This is a genomic window from Cupriavidus lacunae (assembly GCF_003353055.1).
In the GTDB taxonomy this organism is placed as follows: Bacteria; Pseudomonadota; Gammaproteobacteria; order Burkholderiales; family Burkholderiaceae; genus Cupriavidus; species Cupriavidus lacunae.
On sequence record NZ_QKWJ01000106.1, the window covers coordinates 1 to 22557 of the forward strand.

The 22557-nt window shown below is 65.5% G+C and carries 22 protein-coding genes and 2 pseudogenes; 17 read left to right on the top strand and 7 right to left on the bottom strand.

The window, feature by feature from the left end:
* Both DN412_RS38045 and DN412_RS38055 read right to left on the bottom strand, forming a co-directional pair.
* Positions 1-425 (bottom strand): annotated as a pseudogene (locus tag DN412_RS38045) (transposase family protein); the annotation flags it as partial.
* An 86-nt stretch (positions 426-511) separates the two neighbouring features.
* Positions 512-1198 (bottom strand): DUF6088 family protein, encoded by a 687-nt coding sequence (locus DN412_RS38055; RefSeq protein ID WP_115216261.1) that lies wholly within the window; start codon positions 1196-1198, stop codon positions 512-514.
* A 924-nt stretch (positions 1199-2122) separates the two neighbouring features.
* Here DN412_RS38055 and DN412_RS38060 point away from each other — a divergent pair.
* On the top strand, positions 2123-3355 hold the full coding sequence (locus DN412_RS38060; protein ID WP_244223014.1) for a cation:proton antiporter: 1233 nt from the start codon (positions 2123-2125) through the stop codon (positions 3353-3355).
* A gap of 62 nt (positions 3356-3417) precedes the next feature.
* On the opposite strand, the gene DN412_RS38065 is transcribed toward DN412_RS38060, so the two are convergent.
* Positions 3418-3672, bottom strand: a complete 255-nt coding sequence (locus DN412_RS38065; RefSeq protein ID WP_208647742.1) for a Rossmann-fold NAD(P)-binding domain-containing protein — start codon at positions 3670-3672, stop codon at positions 3418-3420.
* A 619-nt stretch (positions 3673-4291) separates the two neighbouring features.
* On the opposite strand from DN412_RS38065, the gene DN412_RS38070 reads away from it, so the two are divergent.
* Positions 4292-5395: an aromatic ring-hydroxylating oxygenase subunit alpha gene (locus DN412_RS38070; RefSeq protein WP_115216263.1), complete on the top strand. Its 1104-nt coding sequence runs from the start codon at positions 4292-4294 to the stop codon at positions 5393-5395.
* Between the two features lie 236 nt (positions 5396-5631).
* Here DN412_RS38070 and pcp read toward each other — a convergent pair whose 3' ends face one another.
* The gene (gene pcp / locus DN412_RS38075; RefSeq protein WP_115216264.1) at positions 5632-6279 is read right to left on the bottom strand and encodes a pyroglutamyl-peptidase I; all 648 of its coding nucleotides are present in this window, start codon (positions 6277-6279) and stop codon (positions 5632-5634) included.
* Between the two features lie 125 nt (positions 6280-6404).
* On the opposite strand from pcp, the gene DN412_RS38080 reads away from it, so the two are divergent.
* Together DN412_RS38080 and DN412_RS38085 are read left to right on the top strand one after the other, a co-directional pair.
* A complete protein-coding gene (locus DN412_RS38080; RefSeq protein ID WP_244223015.1) occupies positions 6405-7310 on the top strand; it encodes a LysR family transcriptional regulator in 906 nt (301 codons plus the stop codon).
* 21 nt (positions 7311-7331) lie between these two features.
* A pseudogene (locus DN412_RS38085) lies at positions 7332-7529 on the top strand (ferredoxin--NADP reductase); the annotation flags it as partial.
* A 24-nt stretch (positions 7530-7553) separates the two neighbouring features.
* Here DN412_RS38085 and DN412_RS43205 read toward each other — a convergent pair.
* Positions 7554-7961, bottom strand: a complete 408-nt coding sequence (locus DN412_RS43205) for a hypothetical protein (RefSeq protein ID WP_133303151.1) — start codon at positions 7959-7961, stop codon at positions 7554-7556.
* A gap of 140 nt (positions 7962-8101) precedes the next feature.
* Entirely contained in the window at positions 8102-9469 is a 1368-nt protein-coding gene (locus DN412_RS38090) for an LLM class flavin-dependent oxidoreductase (RefSeq protein WP_115216266.1), read from the bottom strand.
* A 374-nt stretch (positions 9470-9843) separates the two neighbouring features.
* Between DN412_RS38090 and DN412_RS38095 the strand changes: the two genes are divergently transcribed.
* From DN412_RS38095 to DN412_RS45140, 13 genes are all read left to right on the top strand, one after another.
* Positions 9844-10443, top strand: a complete 600-nt coding sequence (locus DN412_RS38095) for a nitroreductase family protein (RefSeq protein ID WP_115216267.1) — start codon at positions 9844-9846, stop codon at positions 10441-10443.
* Between the two features lie 147 nt (positions 10444-10590).
* Positions 10591-11421, top strand: a complete 831-nt coding sequence (locus tag DN412_RS38100) for a transporter substrate-binding domain-containing protein (protein ID WP_208647743.1) — start codon at positions 10591-10593, stop codon at positions 11419-11421.
* 49 nt (positions 11422-11470) lie between these two features.
* On the top strand, positions 11471-12349 hold the full coding sequence (locus DN412_RS38105) for a transporter substrate-binding domain-containing protein (RefSeq protein WP_115216268.1): 879 nt from the start codon (positions 11471-11473) through the stop codon (positions 12347-12349).
* A complete protein-coding gene (locus tag DN412_RS38110; protein ID WP_115216269.1) occupies positions 12346-13170 on the top strand; it encodes a transporter substrate-binding domain-containing protein in 825 nt (274 codons plus the stop codon). Before DN412_RS38105 ends, DN412_RS38110 begins: the two co-directional genes overlap by 4 nt.
* An 81-nt stretch (positions 13171-13251) precedes the next feature.
* On the top strand, positions 13252-14688 hold the full coding sequence (locus tag DN412_RS38115) for an FAD-binding oxidoreductase (protein ID WP_115216270.1): 1437 nt from the start codon (positions 13252-13254) through the stop codon (positions 14686-14688).
* On the top strand, positions 14685-15914 hold the full coding sequence (locus DN412_RS38120) for an aminotransferase class I/II-fold pyridoxal phosphate-dependent enzyme (RefSeq protein ID WP_115216271.1): 1230 nt from the start codon (positions 14685-14687) through the stop codon (positions 15912-15914). Before DN412_RS38115 ends, DN412_RS38120 begins: the two co-directional genes overlap by 4 nt.
* Entirely contained in the window at positions 15911-16654 is a 744-nt protein-coding gene (locus DN412_RS38125; RefSeq protein WP_115216272.1) for an amino acid ABC transporter permease, read from the top strand. The genes DN412_RS38120 and DN412_RS38125 overlap by 4 nt, the downstream gene beginning before the upstream one ends.
* Positions 16644-17456, top strand: a complete 813-nt coding sequence (locus DN412_RS38130; RefSeq protein ID WP_115216273.1) for an amino acid ABC transporter permease — start codon at positions 16644-16646, stop codon at positions 17454-17456. Before DN412_RS38125 ends, DN412_RS38130 begins: the two co-directional genes overlap by 11 nt.
* Entirely contained in the window at positions 17443-18315 is an 873-nt protein-coding gene (locus DN412_RS38135; RefSeq protein ID WP_115216274.1) for an amino acid ABC transporter ATP-binding protein, read from the top strand. Before DN412_RS38130 ends, DN412_RS38135 begins: the two co-directional genes overlap by 14 nt.
* Positions 18312-18935: a cysteine dioxygenase family protein gene (locus DN412_RS38140; protein WP_115216275.1), complete on the top strand. Its 624-nt coding sequence runs from the start codon at positions 18312-18314 to the stop codon at positions 18933-18935. The genes DN412_RS38135 and DN412_RS38140 overlap by 4 nt, the downstream gene beginning before the upstream one ends.
* Entirely contained in the window at positions 18932-20113 is a 1182-nt protein-coding gene (gene metC / locus DN412_RS38145) for a cystathionine beta-lyase (protein ID WP_115216276.1), read from the top strand. The genes DN412_RS38140 and metC overlap by 4 nt, the downstream gene beginning before the upstream one ends.
* A 1-nt stretch (position 20114) precedes the next feature.
* Positions 20115-21029, top strand: a complete 915-nt coding sequence (locus DN412_RS45135; protein WP_244223016.1) for a SidA/IucD/PvdA family monooxygenase — start codon at positions 20115-20117, stop codon at positions 21027-21029.
* Positions 21016-21540 (top strand): hypothetical protein, encoded by a 525-nt coding sequence (locus DN412_RS45140; protein ID WP_244223017.1) that lies wholly within the window; start codon positions 21016-21018, stop codon positions 21538-21540. The genes DN412_RS45135 and DN412_RS45140 overlap by 14 nt, the downstream gene beginning before the upstream one ends.
* A 50-nt stretch (positions 21541-21590) precedes the next feature.
* Here the strand turns inward: DN412_RS45140 and DN412_RS38155 are convergent, their stop codons facing one another.
* Positions 21591-22436, bottom strand: a complete 846-nt coding sequence (locus DN412_RS38155) for a transporter substrate-binding domain-containing protein (RefSeq protein WP_244223018.1) — start codon at positions 22434-22436, stop codon at positions 21591-21593.
* Positions 22437-22557 lie beyond the last annotated feature (121 nt).

Here is a 22557-nt window from a genome sequence, read left to right on the forward strand (position 1 = left end):
CAACCGGCACAGCCGCAGATCTTCGTCGCGCTCTTCCCGCGTCGCTTTTCCCTGCCTCCGATACACCGTTGCGCGCGACACTTCGGCCAGGTCGCACTGCCGGCTCAAGGGCAGCTCCTCCGCACCATCGATCCACCCCATTCGCGCTTCCCGGCTCACTCCCCCAACTTTTTTTTAAGCCAGTCCACTTCCATTTTCAGCCGCCCGATCTCGCCGTACAGGCGATCCTCGCCGCTTTTGTCCTCGGCCGGCTTGGGGCCACGCTTGGTTTCGAACAGGGCGCCGGCCCGCTCAAGAATTTCCTTCTTCCATTGCCCAACCAACACCGGATGCACACCGTATGTTTGCGCAATCTCGCTGATCGTCTTCACCCCGCGCACGGCCTCCAGACCAACCNCAACACACCCAAAAATCCTTCTCGATATGCTGGACTGCTGTCCCGAGCCTTGCCGCCGTAGTTAAAAACAGGTCTCGCCGGTCCGTGTCGGTTGCCTCGATGATTTGACGATAGTCAGCCTTCATGGGACACCTTCCCGTTCTTCGCATCGCAATCGCCGGTGGCGGCCCCTGTGCCATTGCAATCCAGGAGATCGCGAACAAAGGTCCGCATCCATGCTGGCATGGCACCGAAGCCTGCCATCAGGTCCTCGCGGATTGACTGACCATGGTCGGGGTGTTCGAGCACGTTACGAAGCGCAGCTGCTATCCGCTCGCTGTCAGAGGCAATAGTGTCTTTAAGCCAATGCAACGCTTGAACGACGCGCATTGCAGGACGTCCTGCCCAATACAGCCGGCTTGGTGCGGTCTGCTTGAAGACGATCGTGAGGTTGTCGAGCTTCAGCGAACGCCGACGGCTGTCCGTATGAATGGTGACGCGTGCCGGTACCGCGTCGGTCAGCCCCAAGTCGTTGGCCGCGGTCATGCCGTCCACCAGCAGGCGCAGATTGTCGCGCCTTGCAATCGCTTCAACCACAGCCCGATAGTCGGGCATGGTGGGGCGTCCGGTCAGCCGATTGAGTTTGGGCAGATCATAGAGGCCTCGGTCAATTCGACGGAGTTGGCCGGCCCGTACAAGCCGCTGCAACGTCTTGTCGATCGCATCTCGGCTGCCAAGGTGAGCGAAATCGGTCGGTACCCAGACCTTGCCTGGGCTGGCCTGTTCGATAAGTGCAGAGATGTTCTCTCGTAGATCAGACATGGGCGTATGAGTCCGCAACTTGCACACATTTTTCGGACAACCACTTTAGCGCCTCCGAAAAGTGTAGTCAAATTTCGGACATATGGCCTTTCGTCCGCTCGGGCGAGCGCACGCGCTCCCCGCATATTTATATTTGTGCCGCAAACACCACAATATCCGTTCAGCCTTGCGGCAGTTCGTGGCAGCATGTGAACTGGCTGGCGGGCGCGGGCCGACGAGGTGACATCGGGCGCTGCCGACTGATGGGACCGATGAAGCCAGTAGCAATGGGCCGAAAGGCAACGAGTTACCGATTCCACCGCCCTTCCGTCGGTCGCAATAGCTTCCGGAGCAACGCAAGGGGGCGTAAGAACTCTGAGTGCTAACGACGCGCGACAAGGCAACGTTATCGTGCCCTATCGACGCCTTCCGGCAACGTTGGCCTCGCGATTCCCCTGCTCCGCTCGCCGCGACGAACCGTTACTGCCTCAAGCTGGCGGAAGCGCAACGGCAGTAGCCGCCTACGGCCATGGACCTTTCCCCAGTGAATGCCTGCACAGACTCGCATTGCCGTCAGTGGCATAAGGCAACGCCTCGGGAACTGTAGTCAAACAGGTGAAAGCACCCAGAAACTATGCAAGCCGCTGAAATGGGATTGCGGTAAAGAGATGGCCGACCACAAGCACTCTTCCGCGCCACCAGTAGCGAGTCTATCTGTGCGAGCCCCGATTGGCTGAATCCGCGTCGATCAGATCCGTCAAGCGCGCACGCCGATCGTTGAACACAACGTAGCGCCGATGCGAGCAATCTCGTCAATTTGCATTGACTCTTCTACTGGCAAGACGGGAGTGCCGCGACCTGTGGCTTTGTCCCACAGCTCTCCGCGCCTGTATCATCGGCGCTTTGCATCAACGAGGTGCGGCCCAGCGAAGCAGCATTAGCGCCGTGAACCCATCCGCCATGACTCCAATTTCGATCTTCTTTATCCAGGCAAGCCTGGTCGTGGGCACGCCGCTGATCCTCTGGCGCAGCTTCCGGATGGGTGGCATCGTGCCGCTGGTAGTGATGCAGATCGTGGGCGGCATTGCGTTGGGGCCGTCCTTGCTGGGCGCGTTGTGGCCGGAGCATTGGCAGACTCTATTTGGCGCGCAGAGCCTGACTGCATTGTCGGGTCTGCAATGGCTAGCCGTCGTGCTGTTTGCGTTCCTGTCGGGTCTGCATATCGGCGATGCCGAAGCGACCGGACCACGGCGCATCGTGATCAGCGCCACAATTGGCTGTGTGACGCTGCCATTCGTGCTGGGTTTCGGCGCGGGCTGGTTGCTCGATGGCTGGCGCCCTGCGTTAGCCGGTGAGGCTGCCACGCGCTGGCAATTTGCGGTTGCGATTGGCGTATCGATGACAGTGACCGCGCTGCCGGTCCTGGGTGCCATCCTGCGCGAGATGCAGATGGTCAACACAACACCCGGACGCCTGGCACTGGCGTGTGCCGCCGTCAGCGACGCGGCGCTCTGGGTTGTGCTGTCGTGTATCCTGGTCAGTACCGGGCAGACGGCGGCCCAGGCTCCGCTACGTCTGGTGATTAGCGGCTGCATCTATATCGCCGTGATGTTCTCTATCGTCAGGCCACTCCTGGCGCGTTGGCTACCGACGCTACGCAGCAGCGATGCGAGGCTCGCGGCCGTGGTCGTGCTGATCTTCTCGTCTGCATGCGCATCGGAACTGATCGGCCTGCACTACATTCTCGGTGGTTTTCTTGCAGGCGTGGTCGCCCCGCGCCACGTTGCTGCCGACATCACCCGTCAGCTCGAATCGACCACCGTTGTGGTGCTGATGCCATTCTTCTTCCTGATGACCGGCCTCCGCACCGACCTCAATGCGGCGGGCACCGATGCCTTGATAGTTTTTGCAGTGACTACATTCGTTGCAGTGCTCGGCAAGATGGCCGGCACCGCACTGCCAGCGCGCTGGGCTGGCCTGGGCCGGCGTGACGCATGGACACTTGGTGCGCTGGCGCAAACGAAAGGATTGATGGAAGTGGTTGTGCTGTCGATCCTGCTCGAGAACCGACTAATCAGTACTGCAGCGTTCTCCGGCCTGTTGTTGATGGCGATAGGTACCACCGTGGTGGCGAAGCCATTCACCCTGGCGGCGCTACGCCTGCACAACGATAGATAAAGACGCGAGCATTGCAAGTCCATCGTGCCTCTTCTCATAAGGCCGGGTTCGCGCCACACTGGCTAGGCAAGCCGCTCCTTGTCGTTCCCTTCAAGGACCCCGGGATCGACGCAGCCCGGAACAGCAAGGGAAAGCGTCCGCTTCAGCGCATTGCTCCCGGCGTCGGCCAGTACCTCGCTCTCTCCTGCTTCCAGTGCACGGTAAGTCTGGCGGAAGACCGCGTAAGGATTTGCCTTGAGGACGTCGAAATCCTTGGTGAGATCAGTATCCACGAAGCCAACGTGCAAGCGCACCACCGAGATACGTCGGTTCTTCAACTGCGCCCTGCTTCCAGATGTGCGAAGAATGGTGCTTTCCTGCTTGGAATCGAGGTCCCTTACCGGCCACTTTGGGTCAGCCGACTCAAGATCCTGGATGACCGAGTCGGCCGATCTACGGCCCTTCACCGAGTATCAAGCTACGGCCGGTGTCGCCAGTTGTGGACGCTCGCCCACGTCGGACACAGACATTTGGACGTCGGCTCTCCCACTGGCAGCGGCCTGCCCTTCGTTAGGCCATGCCGTCCGGCGTTGCAGCGGCTGCGGCAGACATGACCGGCAGTCCGACTTGCCTCGAACGCCTGCTTTCGCGGCCGGTGTTTGTTGCTGTAGCCAAGCGCTGCGGTGCACTCTGGACTCGGACTGAGTCCAACATGTTCGCGCGACCGACTTAGCTGACGTTAGCGAATGGCGGCTTAACAAGCTATGAAAGGCCGTTCCAGCCATGGGAACTTGATTGACGGGGAAGGGTCGGCAAGCGCCAACCGGCACATCATCGGAAATGCGGGATTTCTGTAAGTTCGTCGGATTTCGCGTAAACTGCGCGCTGATCTCCGTTCGCTTATTCCCGATCTGCCGGCGACGGTCAAAGCTCACGTCTTGCATGGAGGCGTCACGCATGGATGCAATGCCATTGTTGGATAGCAGTGCCATCGATCAACCCGCCAGCGCGCCCGTGCGCGACCTGCGCCGTGTGCCCATCCATCCCGATCACTGGTATCCACTGGCCTGGTCACGTGAGGTCAAGCGGGGCAAAGCCCTCGGCGTGCGCTTTGCCGGCGATCCGATCGTGCTGGTGCGTACCGGGTCCGGCACCATATTCGCCCTGGAAGATCGTTGCGCACACCGGCAGGTTCCGCTGCACGCGGGCGTGGTGGAAGGCGAGTCCATCCGCTGCGGCTATCACGGCTGGACTTATGACTGCACCGGCCGTTGCGTCGATGTGCCATACCTCGGGCGTGAGCGCCTGCCCAACGGCGTGCGTGCCTATCCCTGTCGCGAGGTGCACGGCCAGATCTTCGTCTTTCCCGGCGATGTGGCACTTTCCAGGGAGCGGCCGCTGCCCGCTCTGTCTTCGGTTGCGGACAAGTCGTACAAGACGCGCCGCTTCGGCCGCGAGGTCAATTGCCACTACTCCTTCATGCACGAGAACCTGATGGACATGAACCACCAGTTCCTGCACCGGCGGCAAATGGGACAGATGCGCGCGCGCTCGCTGGGCCGCCGTCGCGGCAAGGACTGGGTGGAGGTGGATTATACGTTCGCTCGCATGGAGGGCAAGCAGCCAGTCGGCGAGGCGCTGGTGTTTGGCGCCAGCAAGAAGAACGGAGACCAGGACGACAAGGATGTGATGACGGTGCGCACCGGCTATCCGTACCAGACGCTGCAGATCCGATCGGGCGACGGCACGTTAGTGATGGACCTGTGGATCGTCTACGTGCCACTGGATGCGGCGCAGCGCACCAATCGGACCTTTGGCGTGCTTTCCATTCGGAAGCCCGGGATTCCGTTTGCGCTGGGCCTGGCATGGCCGCTGCTGGTCTGGTTCACGGAACGCATCTTCAAGGAGGACCGCTGGATCGTCGAGCGTGAGCAAGAGGCCCACGACAGGCAAGGCGCCGACTGGAACCACGAGGTGTTTCCGGTCATTAACGAATTGCGCGACCTGCTGCGCAACTGTGGCGGCCGCACCACGATCCCGATCCGTGAGGTGGGCAACTAGTCCATAGCCACAGCCGCGCAATGTTGAAGGGCCGAGCCCAGGAAGAGCTGCCTGGGCGTTCCCATCAATTGGCAGTTGTCGGCCATGAAGCGGTCAAATGGAAGCGTGACCGATAGCAGTCGTTGGGGACACGAGACCGGTGATTTCCACCGACCAAGCACCCACGTGCCTGGTCGTCCGATCGATTATCGCGAGGAGGATGCAGAAGACATGTAATTGCTCCCGGCGACCATGCCTTAATGCGTCGCACCTCCCGTGACCTTGACATCCTGCTTCACAGAGAGCGCAGTCGCGATAATGATCTCAATGGCATCGATCAGCGTATGGACGTCGAGACTAGGCGCACCGGGATGGTGGGCGGCCATCTGCGGCAGGTAGGGCACGTGAATGAAGCCGCCTCGCAACCCGGGACGCTCGGTCGCAATGAAATGGAGCAGCGCGTAGAAGATGGCATTGCAGTTGTAGGTTCCGGCCGTCTGCGAGATGGATGTCGGAATGCCCGCTTCGCGCAGGGTCTTGACGATCGCCTTAATCGGCAGCGTCGAGAAGTATGCGGCGGGGCCGCCGTCGACCACGGGCTCGTCCACGGGCTGCTTGCCGGCATTGTCGGGAATGCGCGCATCGACGACATTGATGGCCACGCGCTCGATGGATACATCGCTGCGCCCTCCTGCCTGCCCCAGGCAGAGCACGACAACTGGACGGGCCTCGACGATGGCATCAACAAGCGCCCGCCTGACGTCGGCGATAACACAGGGAAGCTGTCGCGCCACAACACGCACCCCGTTGACTGTGCGCCCGTGGACGGCCCGAGCCGCCTCCCAGGATGGATTCAACGATTCGCCATCAAAGGGCTCGATGCCGGTCACGAGTACGGATTCCACAGGTTGCGTTCCAGAAGGTGGTTCGAACACACATAGTAGTGCGGCCGGATGAATCCTTGAAATGGATACTTGTTATCCGTTAAATTCATCATACGAATCTATCCCGTCTCGACCTCAACCTTCTGGTGGCCTTTGAAGCCCTGTATCAGACGCGAAATGTCACGCTGGCAGGTAAGCGGCTGAACCGGGCCCAACCGTCCGTGAGCAACGCTCTGGCCCGCCTGCGGACGCTCTTTGGCGACGATCTTTTCGTGCGCACCAGCACTGGCATGCAACCGACCGAGCGCGCTCACGCGCTCATGCCGGCCATATCGCTCGCACTAGACCATATCCGCCATGCGATGGAGCAGTCCGTGGCATTCGACCCTGCCGAACCCGGCGGACGACGCTTCACCATCGCAGCCAGTGATTACGCCGATATCGTCCTGTTGCCCCATTTGATTGCCCGGATCAGGCGCCAGGCACCGGCGATCGACTTGCGCGTGACGGCCCTGGACCGGGCGGCCATTCATGAACAACTCGACCATGGCGTGGTGGATGCGGCCATCGGCGGCCACCTGAGCGCACCAAAGAGGATGGTGCGGACGACGCTTTATCAGGAAGACTTTGTGTGCATCGCGAGCCGGGATCATCCGCTGCTCGGGCAGACTCGGCGCCGTCGGAGGCTCGATCTCGCAACCTATTTGCGGCTGCCGCATGCGCTTTTCGTGCCAAGCGATGACGGATCGAGGCGCGGCGTCATCGATGGCAAGCTCGACGGCCTGGGTCAGCAGCGGCGTGTCGCCGCCACCTTTGCACATATCGTGGCGTTGCCGCTCGCCGTGGCAAGCAGCGATCTCGTGGCGACCATCGCCAGACGGGTGGCGCAACGACTGACATCAGACGATCTGCAGATCCATGCACTGCCTGCAGATCTGACCGATACGCCCTTTGACATCGATCTGGTCTACAGTCGGAGCGCACAGGCCGATGCGGCGGCAGCGTGGCTACGAGACGAAGTCAGGTCAACGGTCAGCGATATGCTCACGTGATGCAAGGACGGCGTCAGCGAGGGCGACCAGAGCTTTGTCGGCAAGAAGCCGACCGGCACGCTGCTGATCGACAACCTGAAGCCCGGCAAGACCTTGTGGCTGCTCGCCACAGGCACAGGACTGGCACCGTGCCTGTCGCTCATCCGTGATCCGGAGCTGTACGCGCGCTACGACAAGATCGTGCTCACCCTTACCTGCCGCTATGTCGAAGAGCTGGCCTGTGGGCTGAGAGGTTGGCGCGCGCTAGTGAGGCTCTGGCTGGCAGGCGATGCAGTAATAGGCCCCGAAGGTGGTGAGAAAAATCCCCGCGAGTTGCGTCCAGCCCGATTCCGCGGCAAGCACCAAATACAGCCCAAGCACGCCCGCGCCCCCCGCCACGATTCTCGCCAGCAGCGACGACAGCAGAGGCCGGTCTGCACCGGTCACGCCCTCGCCCGGCTCACCGCCGGGCGGGTCGCGCCGCCGGTGCGCATAGACCTGCACCGTTGCCCTCAGCCGGCCGGCCAGTTCCTGCATCTTTGCGCACGTCGCCGGCGCTGGGTCCTTCGCCCATATGTTGTCGTGATCGAAGGCAAGCCATGCCTTGCCGTGCCAGCCGGCGAACTCCACACAAAGCGTCGGTCCAACGCCAGCAGATCGGGACTTCACCATGGAAGCGGTGCCAATGCTGCAGGATCGAGGCCATTCCCGCAGGGAATATGGCGCCATCGCGCTGCGCGGCCACCCGGGTTTTCCGGCGGCGCCAGGAACGGGACGGCCGCCCCCATCCCGGGATCCTGGACGTGCCAGAATCATGCCGCGGCGACGCCGGCGTGCTTTCCCTTGACCGCCGGGTGTTCCGGGCGCGTGAGGCCGAGATGCTCGCGCAGCGTGACCCCCGTATATTCGCTGCGGAACAGCCCGCGCCGCCGCAGCTCGGGCAACACCAGTGCGATGAAATCGGTCAGCCCTCCGGGCAGAACCGGCGACATGACATTGAAGCCGTCGGCGCCGTAGTTGAGAAAGCGCTCCTCGAGCTGATCCACGATCTGTTCCGGCGTGCCAACCAGCTGCCAGTGACCGCGCGCGCCAGCCACCCGCTGGTAGAGCTGGCGGATGGTGAGGTTTTCGCGCCGGGCCAGGTCCAGCACCAGGCGCTGGCGGCTCTTGCTGGCATTGGTCGCCGGAAGCTCCGGAATCGGGCCGTCGAGCGGATAGCCGGACAGGTCGAAGCCGCCCGTCAGGCCGGCAACCAGCGCCAGGCCCACTACTGGGTCGATCAGCGATTGCAGTTGCTCGAACTTCTCCTTCGCCTCTCTCTCGCTGTGGCCGACCACCGGAAATACCCCCGGCAGGACCTTGAGGTCGTCCGGCGAACGCCCGTAGCGCGGCAGGCGGCCCTTCAGGTCGGCGTAGAACGCGACCGCCTCCTCCAGCGTCTGCTGGGCCGTGAATACCGCTTCGCCGCTGCGGGCCGCCAGCTCCTTGCCGGCCTCCGAGGAACCTGCCTGCACCACCACCGGGTGTCCCTGGGGCGGGCGCGACACATTGAGCGGCCCCAGCACCGAGAAGTGCTCGCCCTTGTGCCGGAGCACATGGCGCTTGGCCGGATCGAAGTAGCGGCCGCTCGCCTTGTCGCGCAGGAAGGCGTCATCCTCCCAGCTGTCCCACAATCCGGTCACCACATTGGCGAATTCCTCCGCGCGCTGGTAGCGATCGGCGTGCGCGAAGTGCTCGTCCCGGTTGAAATTGCGGGCCTCGTGCTCGTTCGATGTGGTGACCAGGTTCCAGCCGGCCCGGCCGCCCGAGATATGGTCGAGCGATGCGAACTTGCGCGCCACGTGGTAAGGCTCGTTGAAACTGGTCGAAGCGGTGCCCACTAGCCCGATGCGCGCGGTGACGGCCGCCAGCGCCGACAACAAGGTGATCGGTTCGAACTGAGCCTGGTAGCTGTGCGCGGTGCGGCTGAGGAACTCGACATTATCGCCGCGCGTGCCCACGCCGTCGGCAAGGAAGATTAGGTCGAACTTGGCAGCCTCGGCGGCCTGCGCCAGAGCCACGTAGTGCCGAAAGTCGATACCGGCGTCGGCCTTGGAATCGGGATGTCGCCAGGCGGCGATATGGTGCCCGCTTGGATAGAGAAATGCGCCCAGGCTCATCAAACCTTTGCGTCTTGCCATGTCTGCCTCTCCTGTCCTCAGTCTGTCAATGTTCGGCGCGTCCTCGCCGGTTGTGGCGGCCAGCCGATGGCGTGCGTCGCGGTTGTCGGGTGCGTGCATGCCCTTCTTCCTGCTATGCCATGCGGTCTGACAGCGTCGTCCGCTGGGGCCAGGCTGACATCGTAGGGATCACCAACGGCCTTGCGAAGCTGGATGTTCCTCTATCCATAGGCGGGCCGCTTGCATATCGATGGACGGAAGCCGCCGAGCCGGAACATGCGAAATTCGCAGTTCGATATCGCGGTGCGATATGGCACGCTTTGCCTGCGCGGCCCGCGGCAGCCAACTGCGACGTCGACACTTCCGATCACCTGCCCACATTCCCAGGAGCTTCCATGTCTCAGCCACGCACTAGCGAACACGACATCCATCCTCTTTTTCTCCAGCGCTGGTCCCCGCGAGCATTCACCGGCGAAGCCATCGACGAGGCAACGCTGCTGCGCTTCTTCGAAGCCGCGCGCTGGGCACCGTCCGGCTACAACGCGCAGCCCTGGCGCTTTCTCTACGCAAGGCGCGACACGCCGGAATGGCAGCCGGTCTTCGCGGCCCTGTCCGAATACAACCAGGGCTGGGCGACGCGGGCGTCCGCGTTGGTGGTGATCCTGTCGCGCAAGGTCTGGACGCCCCCGGGCAAGACCGAGCCGCAGGCCATCACCACGCATTCCTTTGACGCCGGCGCGGCCTGGGCCAACCTGGCCTTGCAGGTCACGCTATCGGGCTGGCACGCCCACGGCATCGGCGGTTTCGACCAGGACGCGTTGCGCGACGCGCTGAACGTGCCGCAGGACTATGCCATCGAGGCCGTGGCCGCCATCGGCAAGCAGGGCGACAAGGCGCAGCTCCCCGAGGCATTGCAGGCGCGCGAGTATCCCAACCAGCGCCACCCGCTCCGCCAGCTGGTGAGCCAAGGCCGCTTCACCTTCGAGACGGAGTGACGGCCGGGCGGCAGGGAGCGCAGGAGCTGAATTTGCAACCTCGGATTTCTTCCGGTTGGCACGCTGTATATCCATATCCGAAAGCCTTCTTTGTTCAACGCGGCGCCGCGCGATAGCATCGTCTTCTCATTGTTCTCATGACCAGACATGCCCGCGCTCCCGTTCCTTCGCACCGCCGCTGCCGCGGCCCTGTCCTGCCTTACTCTGAACGCCGCCTGGGCGGATGCCACGCTGGACCGCATCAAGCAGCGCGGTAAAGTCTCCATCGGCGTGCTCGTCGGCGGCAGCCTGTTTGGCTCGATCGACCCCGCCACGCAGCAGCCCGTCGGCTGGAATCCCGATCTGGCGCGCGACCTGGCAAAGCGGCTGGGCGTGGAAGCCGAACTGGTACCCGTGCAGCCTTCCAATCGCGTGCAGTTCCTGCAACAAGGCAAGGTTGACCTGCTTATCGCCTCGATGGAATATAACCCCGAGCGCGGCGAGCTGCTCGGCTACGCGCCAACGCCTTTCTACCGCGTCGGCGGCACGGCTGCTGTGCTCAAGCGCAGCGGCATCGCCAAATGGGAGGACCTGCGCGGGAAGACGGTCTGCGCCTCGCAGGGCAGCAGCTACGTCAAGCCCCTGCAGGAACAGTACGGCGCCCAGGTGCGCGGCTACAAGACGTCCGCCGAATCACTGCTGGCGCTGCGCGGTGGGCAATGCGTGGCTGCAGTTCATGACGCCACGCTCATCCACCCGCTGGTTCGCAGCAACGCCGACTGGGCCGACTATGCCGCGCCAATCTCCACCGAGATCCTGCCTGCGCCATCAGTGGTCTGGACCCGCAAGGGCGAAACGGACACCATCGCCGCGGTAGACAAGATCGTCCAGGAATGGCACCGCTCGGGCTGGCTGATCGCCACGGAAAAGCGGCTCGGCATCACGCCACCGCAGCCACTGCTGCCCGAACTGCAGGCACGCTTCAAGAACGCGTCCTGAGCCGAGCCATCCCGATCCGCGTTACGGCGCCATGCGGCGCCATCCTGATATGAAGAGAGTCTTCCTGCTAGCACCCTTCGTCTGTGCCGCGCTGGCCGTTGCCGGCTATGCGCACGCCGATGCCACGCTCGACAAGATCAAGCAACGCGGCAAGCTGTCCGTTGGCATCGACGGACCGAGCCCTCCGTTCGGCTTGCTTGATACCATGACCGGCAACGCCGGCGGCTATCAGACCGAGCTTGCTGCCGACCTGGCGAAACGCCTTGGCGTCGAACTCGAAACCGTGCCGGTCACAGCCTCCACACGCGTGCAGTTCCTGCAGGCCGGCAAGGTCGACCTGCTGGTCGCCAACATCCAGTGGACACAGGAGCGCGGCGAGATCCTGAGCTTCGCGCCAACGCCGTATGATCTCGTCGGCGGAGCGGCCGTCGTGTCGAAGGCGAGCGGCATCAAGCGTTGGGAAGACCTGCGCGGCAAGGTCGCCTGCGTCTCGCAGGGCAGCAACTTCGCGCGCCCGCTGGCGGAAAACTACGGCGCCATCGTGAAGGGCTTGCGCGGCATTCCCGAGTCGCTGTTGGCGCTCAAGGGCGGCACCTGCGCCGCATCGGTACATATCCAGCCCGCGCTCTACCACACGCTGAACGGCCCGAGCGCCGCGGAATGGAAGGACTTCACGCTGGCGAGCGAAGACCAGCTGATCCCCTCGCCTACCGTAGTCTGGACCCGCCGCGGCGAGAAGGACACGCTAGCCTTCGTCGACCGGACGATCCGCGACTGGCATCGCTCCGGCCTGCTGCTGGCCACGGCGCGCAAGTACGGCGTGCCAGAGGGCGCCTATATCAAGTCAGCCAATGCGCGGGCGCAGCAGGGCAAGTTCGATGTTGCGCCCGGCGACTTCGCCGTCTTTGCCGAGAGCAGGAAACCATGAGCGCGCGCCTGCTTCCATGGCTGGCGGCCCTGCTGGCCGTGACGGCCACCGCCGCACATGCCGACGCGACCCTCGACAAGCTCCGCCAGCGCGGCACGCTGGTTGTTGGCGTGGTGCTCTCGGGTCCGCCGTTCGGCACCATCGACCCAGCGACACGCAAGCATGTCGGCTACAACGTGCAGTTGTCCGAAGGCGTGGCGAAGGGGCTCGGCGTTGCACTCGAGACGATACAGGTACAGCCCTCGAACCGCGTGCAATTCCTGCAGCAAGGCAAGGTCGACATCCTGATCGCCAACATGCAATGGACCCAGGAACGCAGCGAGATACTGTCCTTCGTGCCGACGCCGTTCGAGGAAGTCGGCGGCGCGGCGATCGCGCCCAAGGGCAGTGGCATCGCGAAGTGGGAAGACCTAAAGGGCAAGCCGGTGTGCGTCTCGCAGGGCAGTAACTTCACCCGACCGCTGGCCGAGCAGTACGGCGCGCAAATCCGCGCGTTCCGCGGCCAGCCGGAATCGCTGCTGGCACTGCGCGGCGCCCAGTGCTCGGCCGCGGTCCATGTCAGCCCGACCTTGCGCGAGCTGGTGTCCGGCAATCCGGACTGGAACGACTATCAAATCGTCTCGCCGTCCGACCTGATTCCCTCCCCCTCTGTAATCTGGCTGCGCAAGGGTGAGACCGACACGCAGGCGGCAATCGACAAGATCGTGCGTAGCTGGCACCGCACCGGCTGGCTGATCGATGTAGGCAAGCACAACGGCCTGCCGCCGACACCGCTGCTGTACCAGCTGCATGAAAAGTTCAGAAAGCTCCCGCCGGCCTGACCAGATGCCTTCTGAAGATACACGTATCCCCGCAGAGCGCCTGCGCGTCCTGGCGCGGGACCTGCCGCAACCGGACCGACCATGGAAGACCTGCTCTCAGCCCTGCGACACACGCTGGGCGATGCCCACGTACTGACCGCGTCGGGCGACACCGCCGCCTACCTGACCGACCGCCATGGCCGGCTGCACGGCCGCGCGCTGGCCGTCATTCGACCGGCCGACACGGTGCAGGTGGCCGCCGTGGTGCGGCTGTGCCGGGCCCATCGCACGCCGATCGTGCCACAGGGCGGAAACACGGGGCTGATGGGCGGCGCCACGCCGGACCCCAGCGGCCGCGCGGTGCTGTTGTCGCTGGGGCGGCTGAACCGCATCCGCGCCATTGACCCTGACAACGACACCATCACCGCCGAGGCCGGCGTCGTGCTGGCGCAACTGCAGGACGCGGCACACGAGGCCGGGCGCTTGTTCCCGCTCAGCCTCGGCGCGGAGGGCAGCTGCACCATCGGCGGCAACCTCGGCACCAACGCTGGCGGCACGCAGGTACTGCGCTACGGCAATATGCGCGACCTGGCGCTTGGCCTCGAGGTTGTCACTGCCGACGGCGAGATCTGGGACGGCCTGCGTGGCCTGCGCAAGGATAACACCGGCTACGCGCTGCGCGACCTGTTCATTGGCAGCGAAGGCACGCTCGGCATCATCACGGCGGCCACGCTGAAGCTCTATCCGCTGCCTGCGGTCCAATACTCCGCACTACTCGCTTTCGACTGCATCCGCGACGCAATCGCTTTCCTGTCGCAGGCGCGCGCCGGCTTCGGCGCGGCGCTGACCGCGTTCGAGGTGATCTCCGACACCGCGCTGGGCCTTGTCACCAGGCACGTGCCCGAGCAGGCCATCCCGCTTACTCCCGGCCGCGCCTGGTATGCGCTGATCGAACTGTCGGACAGCGAGGGCGAGGCGCATGCGCGTGCGCGCTTCGAGGCGGTCGTCGGCCAGGCCATTGAAGACGGCCTGGTCGCCGATGCCACTGTCGCCGAAAGCCTGGCACAGAGCCAGGCCTTGTGGGCCCTGCGCGACCAGGCGCTGGGCGTGGCGCAGCAGCGCGACGGCGGCAACCTCAAGCACGACATCTCGCTGCCGGTTTCGCGCATCCCCGACTTCCTCGCCGCCACCGCGGCAGCACTGCAGCGGCATTTCCCCGGCGTGCGGCCGGTGGCCTTCGGCCACCTCGGCGACGGCAACCTGCACTACAACGTCTCGCACGCGCCCGAATCCACGCCGGCAGCGCTGTTCGCCGACGAAGCTGCCATCAACGAACTGGTCCACGACAGCGTCCATGCGCATGGCGGCTCGATCAGCGCCGAGCATGGCATCGGGCAGCGCAAGCGCGGGGCACTGCTGCGCTACAAGAGCCCGGTCGAACTCGCGCTGATGCGGCGCCTGAAGCAGGCCTTCGATCCGCTCGGCCTGCTCAACCCCGGCAAGGTGCTGCCGGACTCCCCTACCGAGATTTCTCCATGAGCATTTCCCTGTCACAGCGCGCCCGCCGGGTGCGACTCTCACCAATCGCCGCCGCCGGCCAGCGTGCCACCGCGCTGGCCGGCCAGGGCCGCGACATCCTGGCCCTGACCGCGGGCGAGCCCGAGTTTGATACGCCCGATGCAATCAAGGAGGCCGCCGTCGCCGCGCTGGCCCGCGGCGAGACAAAGTACACGCCTACCCCGGGCACGGTCGCACTGCGCCGGGCGATCGCCGCCAGGTACCAACGTGACCACGCGCTCGCGATCACGCCCGCCGAAGTCTTCGTCGCCAACGGCGGCAAGCAGGTCATCTTCGAGGCGTTCGCGGCCACGCTCGACAGCGGCGACGAGGTGCTGGTGCCGGCGCCGTACTGGTCCTCCTTTCCGGACATCGTGCGCGTCAACGACGGCACACCGGTGGTCCTGCCCTGCGACGAGCGCAGCGGTTTCAAGCTCGACGCCGCCCGATTCGAAGCCGCGATGACGCCGCGCACGCGCTGGCTGGTGCTGAACACGCCCGCCAACCCGACCGGCGCGGTCTACAGCGCAGATGAACTCGCTGCCCTTGCCGACGTGCTGCGCCGCCACCCGCACGTGCTCGTGCTGGTCGACGAAATCTACGAGCAGATCCGCTTCGGTGCCGCACCACCCCACTGGCTACACGTGGCGCCGGACCTGCGCGCGCGCACGCTACTGGTCAATGGCGCCTCGAAGACCTACGCGATGACGGGCTGGCGCATCGGCTGGGGCATCGCGCCGACGGAACTGGTGCAGGCGATGACGGCGATCCAGTCGCAAGTGTCCTCGGGCGCCAGCGCGATCGGCCAAGCCGCGGTGGCGGCGGCGCTCGATGCCGCCGACCAGACGTTCGTACAAAAGGCGCGAGGGGCCTACGCACGCCGGGCCGCGCTCGTGACCGAGGCCATCCCGTCGATTCCGGGGCTGCGTCTGCTGCCGCCGCAGGGCGCGTTCTTTGCCTACGTCAACTGCGGTGGCCTGATCGGACGCCTGCGCCCCGACGGGCGGCCCATCGAAAGCGACGCCGATGTGGTCGACTGGCTGCTCGAGGCCGAGGGCGTGGCAGTTGTCGACGGTGCCGCCTACGGCCTGTCGCCCTATTTCCGCCTCTCCTTTGCTGTGGCGGACACGGTGCTGGAGGACGCGCTGCAGCGCATCGCACGTGCCGTCGCCGCGCTGCAACCGGCACGGCAGGAGGTGGTGGCATGAGCGATTTCCTGGCCTCCGTTGTCGCGGCGCTCAAGCCGCTGGGGCTGAACTATGCCTTCATACTCGATGCCGGCGAACGCTCGGCATTCCTGCATGGTCTGGTTGTGACACTGGAACTTTGCCTGCTGACCATTCCTTGCAGCCTCGCCGCCGGCATCGTGCTGGCGGCAATGCTGACGTCGGGCCGGCGCGCGCTCGCCGCACCCGCCCGCGCCTTCGTCGAGCTCACGCGCAACACGCCCACACTCGTGCAACTCTACTGCGCCTTCCTGGTGCTGAACATGCTAATCACCCAGCAGCTCGCCAGCCGCGGCACGGGCAATCCGCTCACGCCTTTTGTCTGGGTGGTGATCGTGGTCTCGCTGCACAAGGCGGTGTTTCATGCCGAGGCGCTGCGCGCCGGTATCGAGGCGGTCCCGCGCATCACGCTGGAAGCGGCGCGCTCGCTGGCCTTTTCCAAACGCCAGTTGCTGCTCCAGGTCGAACTGCCGCTGGCGGTGCGCTTCGCGTTGCCGGCGCTCGTCAACAACCTGGTCGACCTCGTCAAGATGACTGCCGTGGCCTCGGCCATCGCGGTTGGCGACGTGACCTATGAATCCATCATGATCTGGACGCAGCGCGACAACGTGCTCGAACTGCTGTTGCTGATCCTGGCCTGGTTCGGCCTGCTGACCTGGCTGGTCGGCCGTGCCGGTCGCTGGCTGGAAAATCACCTGAGGATGCCAGGCTATGGCCAGTGACACGATTCTCCCCGCCGCGGTCGGCCCCACGCCACCCCTGGCGCGCGCGCTGCGCGATCCGTGGGTACTCACCCTCGCCGCGGTGGCGGCACTGCTGTTGTTCTGGAGCGCCACCGGCAGTGCCCCGGCCGCGGTGCGCAGCCTCTGGACCTGGACCCCTGCGCTACTGCGCGGGCTATGGGCCAACATCGAGATCAGCGTGCTGGCGATGGCGCTCGGGACCGTCGTCGGCCTGGTGATCGGCGCGCTGTCATTGTCGTCGCATCCGCCGCTGCGCGTCTTCACGCACACCTGGGTGCAGGCGTTCCGCAACGCGCCGGTGCTGGTTCTGGTCTATTTCACCACCTACGTGTTCCCGTTTGAGCTGCACCTGGTGAACTGGACCTTTCCGTTCCCGGACTGGGTCAAGGTCGTGCTGGGCCTTGCGTTGCCGGCAAGTGCCAACGTCGCCGAGATCTTCCGCGGCGCGATCCAGTCGATTCCGAGCGCGCAATGGGAGGCGGCGCAGTCGCTCGCCTTGCGCCGCCGCCAGATCTTCCGCCTGATCGTGTTGCCGCAGTGCCTGCGCCGCATGCTGCCGCCATGGATGAACCTGTACGCCAGCATCACGATGAGCACGTCGCTCGCTTCGCTCGTTGGCGTCCATGACGTCGTCGACACCGCGCAGGTTGCCAGCAACACGGTGGCGCGCACCGACTTCACGATCCTCGTCTACTTCACGCTGCTGGCCCTGTTTTTCGCTTATTGCTACCCGATTGCGCGCGCTACCCGCGCGCTGGAACGCCGCCATGAACGCCACTGAGTCCTTTCCGCGCCGGGACACCGGCCGCACTGTCACATCGCCGCTGGTACAGCTGCGCGACGTCCACCTGAGCTTCAGTGCCAATGCGGTGCTCAACGGCATCGACGTCGAGGTGCGCCGCGGCGAGGCCGTCACCATCATCGGCCCGTCCGGTTCGGGCAAGAGCACGATCCTGCGCTGCATCACCGGGCTGCTGCGTCCGCAGCGCGGGCAGATCCGTGTGGGCGATACCGCCGTCGAGATCTTGCGCGGCGAGGACGCGCTCATCGCGCTGCGCAAGCGCGTGGGTTTTGTGTTCCAGCAGTACAACCTGTTCCCACACCTGACGGTGCTGGAGAACCTGGTGCTCGCACCGACCCGTGTATTCGGGCGCGCGCGCGGCGAGGCCGAGCGCGACGCACATGCGCTGCTCGCAAAGGTACGGCTGTCGGAAAAGGCCAATGCCTACCCCGGCGAGCTGTCCGGCGGCCAGCAACAGCGCGTCGCGATCGCGCGCGCGCTGGCGATGCAGCCGGAGCTGATCCTCTTCGATGAGGTGACCTCGGCGCTCGACCCCGAGACCGTCGGCGAAGTGCTGACCGTTATCCGCGATCTGGTCGAGGACGGCATGACCTGCGTTCTGGTGACGCATGAGATGCGCTTCGCGGCCGAGATCAGCGACCAGATCTACTTTACCGAGGCCGGCCGGATCGTCGAGCACGGCCCGCCGGCGCAGATCTTCGGCCACCCGCAGCACGAACGCACGAGAGCGTTCCTGCGCCGCGCCCTAGGTGCGATCCCGCGACTGCCGGCCGGTTTCGATGCCGCGTTCGCGCCCGCGCCCTCCCCTTTTCCTGCTGACGGAGTTTCCGCATCATGAGCCTTTCCTCTCACGCCGAACGCCAGGCCGCCCGCCGTCAGGCGGTGGCCGCCGCCCTGTCCGACATCCGGCGCCTGGCCGTGGGCCAGCCCGACCGCGCCGCGCTCGACGCGGTTGCCGTGCGCCTGCAGGCGCTGGCCGCTCAACGCGATCTGTTCACCCGCGAGGATTTCCCGCCCCCGGCGGATCCGGCCAGCGGCGCCTCGACGCGCTACCGCCTCAATCCCGATGACGGCGACGACGCGGCCGCGCTGTACCTGAACTCCATTAATCCGGGCAAGACGACCATCCCGCACAACCACGATACCTGGGCCGTGATCGTCGCGGTGGAAGGTCGCGAGTTCAACCGGGTATACCGCCGCACCGACGACCGCAGCGACCCGAATTTCGCGCAGCTCGAAGTCGCGCGCGAGCAGACGGTCGAGCCGGGCACGCCCATCGCCTTCCTGCCTGACGACATCCACAGCATCCAGGTGGTCGGCGACGCGCCGACGCTGCATTTCCACTGCTATGGCCGGCCGCTCGAGACGCTGACGGGCCGCTACGGCGTGCGCCCGGAGACTGGCGAGATCGTCAACTACAACGCCACGCAGATGCAACCGAGCAAGGTGGCGGCATGAGCGGCGCAGGCAGACATACGCAACTGCTGCATGCGGGGGCGCCGACGTTGCGAGACGGTGCCGGCCCGGTCAATGTGCCGGTGGTCAGGACCAGCACGGTGCGCTTCGCCACCCAACAGGATCTGGAATCGCGCCAGCACCGCCGCGCTGCCGGCGAACGCGTTGCCTCCTATGGCCGCCACGGGCTGGACACGCACCAGGCGCTAGAAGACGCGCTGAGCACGCTCGAAGGCGGTCATCGGGCCTTTCTGGCACCATCCGGGCTGTCGGCGATCACGCTGGTGCTGCTCGCCCTGCTCAGCCCCGGCGACCATGCACTGGTATCCGACAGCGTCTATGCGCCCGTGCGGCGCGTCGACAAGACGCTGCTGCAGCGGCTGGGCATCACCGTCGAGTACTTTTCGCCGGCGCATGACGACCTCGCCGCGCTGATCCGGCCCGAGACGAAGCTCGTCTACCTGGAATCGCCGAGCTCGCTGTTGTTCGAGGTGCTGGACCTGCCAGAGCTGGCGGCGGTTGCGCGCGAGCGCGGCGTGCCGGTGGCCGTGGACAACACCTGGAGCGGCGGGTGGTTCCAGCAGCCTCTGCGCCTGGGCGCCAATATCTCGATCCAGGCCGCGACCAAGTACATCGCCGGGCATTCCGACGTGATGCAGGGCGCGGTCGTTGTGGACAGTCCCGCGCTGGCGGAGCGCATCGCCGCCACGCATGAGGCCCTGGGCCTCGCCATCGGCGCTGACGACGCCTACCTGTCGCTGCGCGGTCTGCGCACGCTGCCGTTGCGCCTGGCGCAGCACCAACGCAATGCCACCGAGGTCGCGCAATGGCTGCAGCGTCATCCGCAGGTGGGCCGCGTGTTTTACCCGGCGCTGCCGGACGACCCCGGCCATGCCCTGTGGCAGCGTGACTTCAGCGGCGCGAGCGGGCTGGTGTCGTTCGCATTCCGCGATGCCGGCGCCAGCGCGGCCAGCGCGTTTGTCGACGCCTTGCGGTGGTTTGCGATCGGCGCCTCCTGGGGCGGGTACGAAAGCCTCGCGCTGGTCGCCCCGCCGGAACGGCTGCGCGAACACCGCACCTGGCAAGGCAATGCACCTGTGGTGCGGCTGCACGTCGGACTCGAAGACCCACAGGACCTGCTGGCCGATCTCGACCAGGCCTTTCACCGGACCCTGACCTGATATGAGCGATCCCGATCAATTCGCCCGCGAAGCGCTGCGCCTGCTCGGGCCGGCGCCCGAGAACTGGGTGCCGTCACGCGACGGCTTCGACCACAACGTCCTGATCGTCGGCGGCGGCCAGGGCGGCAGCGCCTTTGCGTTTGCCCTGCGCCGCGCCGGCATCGGCGGCGTCTCGGTCATTGACGCCGCGCCCGACGCCGCGCAGGCTGGCGTCTGGCTGACGCGGGCGCGCATGCACAAGCTGCGTACCGTCAAGAATCTTGGCGGCCCCGAACTGGGCGTCACCGCACTAGGGTTCCAGGCCTGGTACGAGGCCCGCCACGGCAGCGAGGCTTACGAAGCGCTAGACCGCATCCCGCGCACCGACTGGGCGGACTATCTGGACTGGTTCCGCCGCTTCCTCGACATCCAGGTCCGCTACGGCACCCGGCTCACGGAAATCGCGCCGCACGAGGGCGCTGCCGTTCCGGGACTGGCGGTGCAGCTCGTCGTGAACGGGCAGGTGCGCACGGAGACCACCCGCAAGCTGATCCTCGCCAACGGCGTGGCCGGCAATGGCGCGCCGGTGCTGCCCGCCTTCCTGGGCCCAGCGGTTGCGGCCAAACTGGCTGCACACACCGCCGATGCGATCGACTTCGCGGCACTGGCCAGCAAGACCGTCGCCGTGGTCGGCGCGGCCGCCTCGGCCTTCGACGCGGCCGCGGTCGCACTCGAAGCCGGTGCCGCAGCCGTGCACCTGTTCGCGCGCCGCGAGCACATCGCCGCGCGCGCGGTCGCCAAGCCGCGCGGCTATGCCGGCTTCTATGATCATTTTTCCCTGCTTGCCCGATGCCCATCGCTGGCACCACGCCGTGCGCTACCGGCGCGCGGGCTCGACCCCGCCGCCGGACGCGGTCAGGCGCGTGCTGGCCCATGACAACTTCCACCTGCACCTGGCGTCACCATGGGAAACCGCCCGCGTGGCCGACGGCCGCGTGGTTGCGGACGTCAACGGGCGTGACTTTGCCTTCGACTTCGTGATCGCCGGTACCGGCTACAGCGTCGATCCCGCACAGCGCCCCGAGCTTGCGCGCATCGCACCGCTGGTGGCACGCTGGCGTGACCGCTACACACCGCCTGCCGACGAGCGCGACGACGCACTGGGAGCATCGCCCTATCTCGGCGACGGCCTGCAGTACGGCGAGAAGACCCCCGGCACCGCGCCGTGGCTGGGCGCGATCCATGTGTACAACCCGGCGGGATATGCCACCGTCGGCGCGCCGCTGGGCGACGTGCCGAGCATGCGGCGCGATATCCCGGCCGCGGTGCGGCGCATCAGCGAGGACCTGTTCGTGGCCGACCTCGACCTGCATGAGGCCCGTGCGCGGGTCGACGTGGAGCCTGACTTCGGTCCCGAGCTGTATGCGGGAGCCGTCTGGCGCGGGTGAGCACTGTGCTGCCGGGGCGTGCCAGCAGTGGTTGCCCCGGCGGCTATGCGTTACGGCTTGCCGACATACTGCTGCTGCAACTGTACCAACAGCGGCGAGCGCGGCACCAGGTCGAGCCGGGCCTCAAGCCCGACCAGCCAGCCCGAGCCGTGCAGGCGCTGCAGCACACGATCGACCGCCGCTGCCGTGTCCTTCTCGCCCTTGCGCACCCATGCCACCTGCGGCGCCGGATCGACCTCTTCGGACAGCACGGCGTAGTCGCGCCACTCCGGATCCCCGGCCACCAGCTGGTTCAGGGTAAGGCTCTCATGGACCGCGGCCACGCACGACGCACCGCCGCGCAGCGCCAGCAAAGATTCCGCCATGCCCTTGAAGCCCTTGAGTTCGGCGCCATAGGTGCCCGTCAACGGCTTTGCATAGCTGCTGCCCTGCGACAGGCACACGGATTTACCGCGCAGGTCTTCCCAGCGGCGAATACCGGTACGCTTCAGGAAGATGGCGGTGCCGCCGTTGCGGTAGTAAGGGGTCGGCACATAGTCCAGCAGCGCGGTGCGTTCCGGCGTCAGCAGCATGCTGGCAACCAGCAGGTCGACCTTGCCCTGCTGGAGGAACTGCACGCGGTTGGTGGGCAGCACCGGCACCAGCTCAACCTGTACCGCCAGTTCACTGGCGATCTTGCGCGCGAGTTCGGGGTTGAAGCCGACGGGCTTGCCGGTGGCCGGGTCGACGGAGCCGAAAGCGCTGTTGCCATTGACGATCACACCGATGGTGATCTTGCCGCGCTCGCGGATCCGATCGAGTGTGGCGTCTGCCTTGGCGGCCGGCATCAAGCCGCAGAGTGCGAGCGGCAGCACGGCGAGCGCCATGCGGCGCCCAAATCGGGGAGTCTCTTTCATTATTGATCTTTCCGTAAATCATGACATCACCACAACGTTGCCTGAACCCAGCACGCGGCGATGATCGAAGGCCGGTGTTGAGCGCTTTTGAGCTTGTTGCGGGCGACGGTATGCAACTCAT

Excerpts from the sequence above, each read along its gene's own strand:
- metC (WP_115216276.1), top strand. The coding sequence starts at position 18,932 with ATGAGCGGCGCAGGCAGACATACGCAACTGCTGCATGCGGGGGCGCCG.
- DN412_RS38120 (WP_115216271.1), top strand. The coding sequence starts at position 14,685 with ATGAGCATTTCCCTGTCACAGCGCGCCCGCCGGGTGCGACTCTCACCA.
- DN412_RS38155 (WP_244223018.1), bottom strand. The coding sequence starts at position 22,436 with ATGAAAGAGACTCCCCGATTTGGGCGCCGCATGGCGCTCGCCGTGCTG.
- DN412_RS38105 (WP_115216268.1), top strand. The coding sequence starts at position 11,471 with ATGAAGAGAGTCTTCCTGCTAGCACCCTTCGTCTGTGCCGCGCTGGCC.
- DN412_RS38055 (WP_115216261.1), bottom strand. The coding sequence starts at position 1,198 with ATGTCTGATCTACGAGAGAACATCTCTGCACTTATCGAACAGGCCAGC.
- DN412_RS38070 (WP_115216263.1), top strand. The coding sequence starts at position 4,292 with ATGGATGCAATGCCATTGTTGGATAGCAGTGCCATCGATCAACCCGCC.
- DN412_RS38130 (WP_115216273.1), top strand. The coding sequence starts at position 16,644 with ATGGCCAGTGACACGATTCTCCCCGCCGCGGTCGGCCCCACGCCACCC.
- DN412_RS45135 (WP_244223016.1), top strand. The coding sequence starts at position 20,115 with ATGAGCGATCCCGATCAATTCGCCCGCGAAGCGCTGCGCCTGCTCGGG.
- DN412_RS38115 (WP_115216270.1), top strand. The coding sequence starts at position 13,252 with ATGGAAGACCTGCTCTCAGCCCTGCGACACACGCTGGGCGATGCCCAC.
- DN412_RS38140 (WP_115216275.1), top strand. The coding sequence starts at position 18,312 with ATGAGCCTTTCCTCTCACGCCGAACGCCAGGCCGCCCGCCGTCAGGCG.
- DN412_RS38095 (WP_115216267.1), top strand. The coding sequence starts at position 9,844 with ATGTCTCAGCCACGCACTAGCGAACACGACATCCATCCTCTTTTTCTC.
- DN412_RS38135 (WP_115216274.1), top strand. The coding sequence starts at position 17,443 with ATGAACGCCACTGAGTCCTTTCCGCGCCGGGACACCGGCCGCACTGTC.
- DN412_RS38090 (WP_115216266.1), bottom strand. The coding sequence starts at position 9,469 with ATGGCAAGACGCAAAGGTTTGATGAGCCTGGGCGCATTTCTCTATCCA.
- DN412_RS43205 (WP_133303151.1), bottom strand. The coding sequence starts at position 7,961 with ATGGTGAAGTCCCGATCTGCTGGCGTTGGACCGACGCTTTGTGTGGAG.
- DN412_RS38110 (WP_115216269.1), top strand. The coding sequence starts at position 12,346 with ATGAGCGCGCGCCTGCTTCCATGGCTGGCGGCCCTGCTGGCCGTGACG.
- DN412_RS38125 (WP_115216272.1), top strand. The coding sequence starts at position 15,911 with ATGAGCGATTTCCTGGCCTCCGTTGTCGCGGCGCTCAAGCCGCTGGGG.
- DN412_RS38100 (WP_208647743.1), top strand. The coding sequence starts at position 10,591 with ATGCCCGCGCTCCCGTTCCTTCGCACCGCCGCTGCCGCGGCCCTGTCC.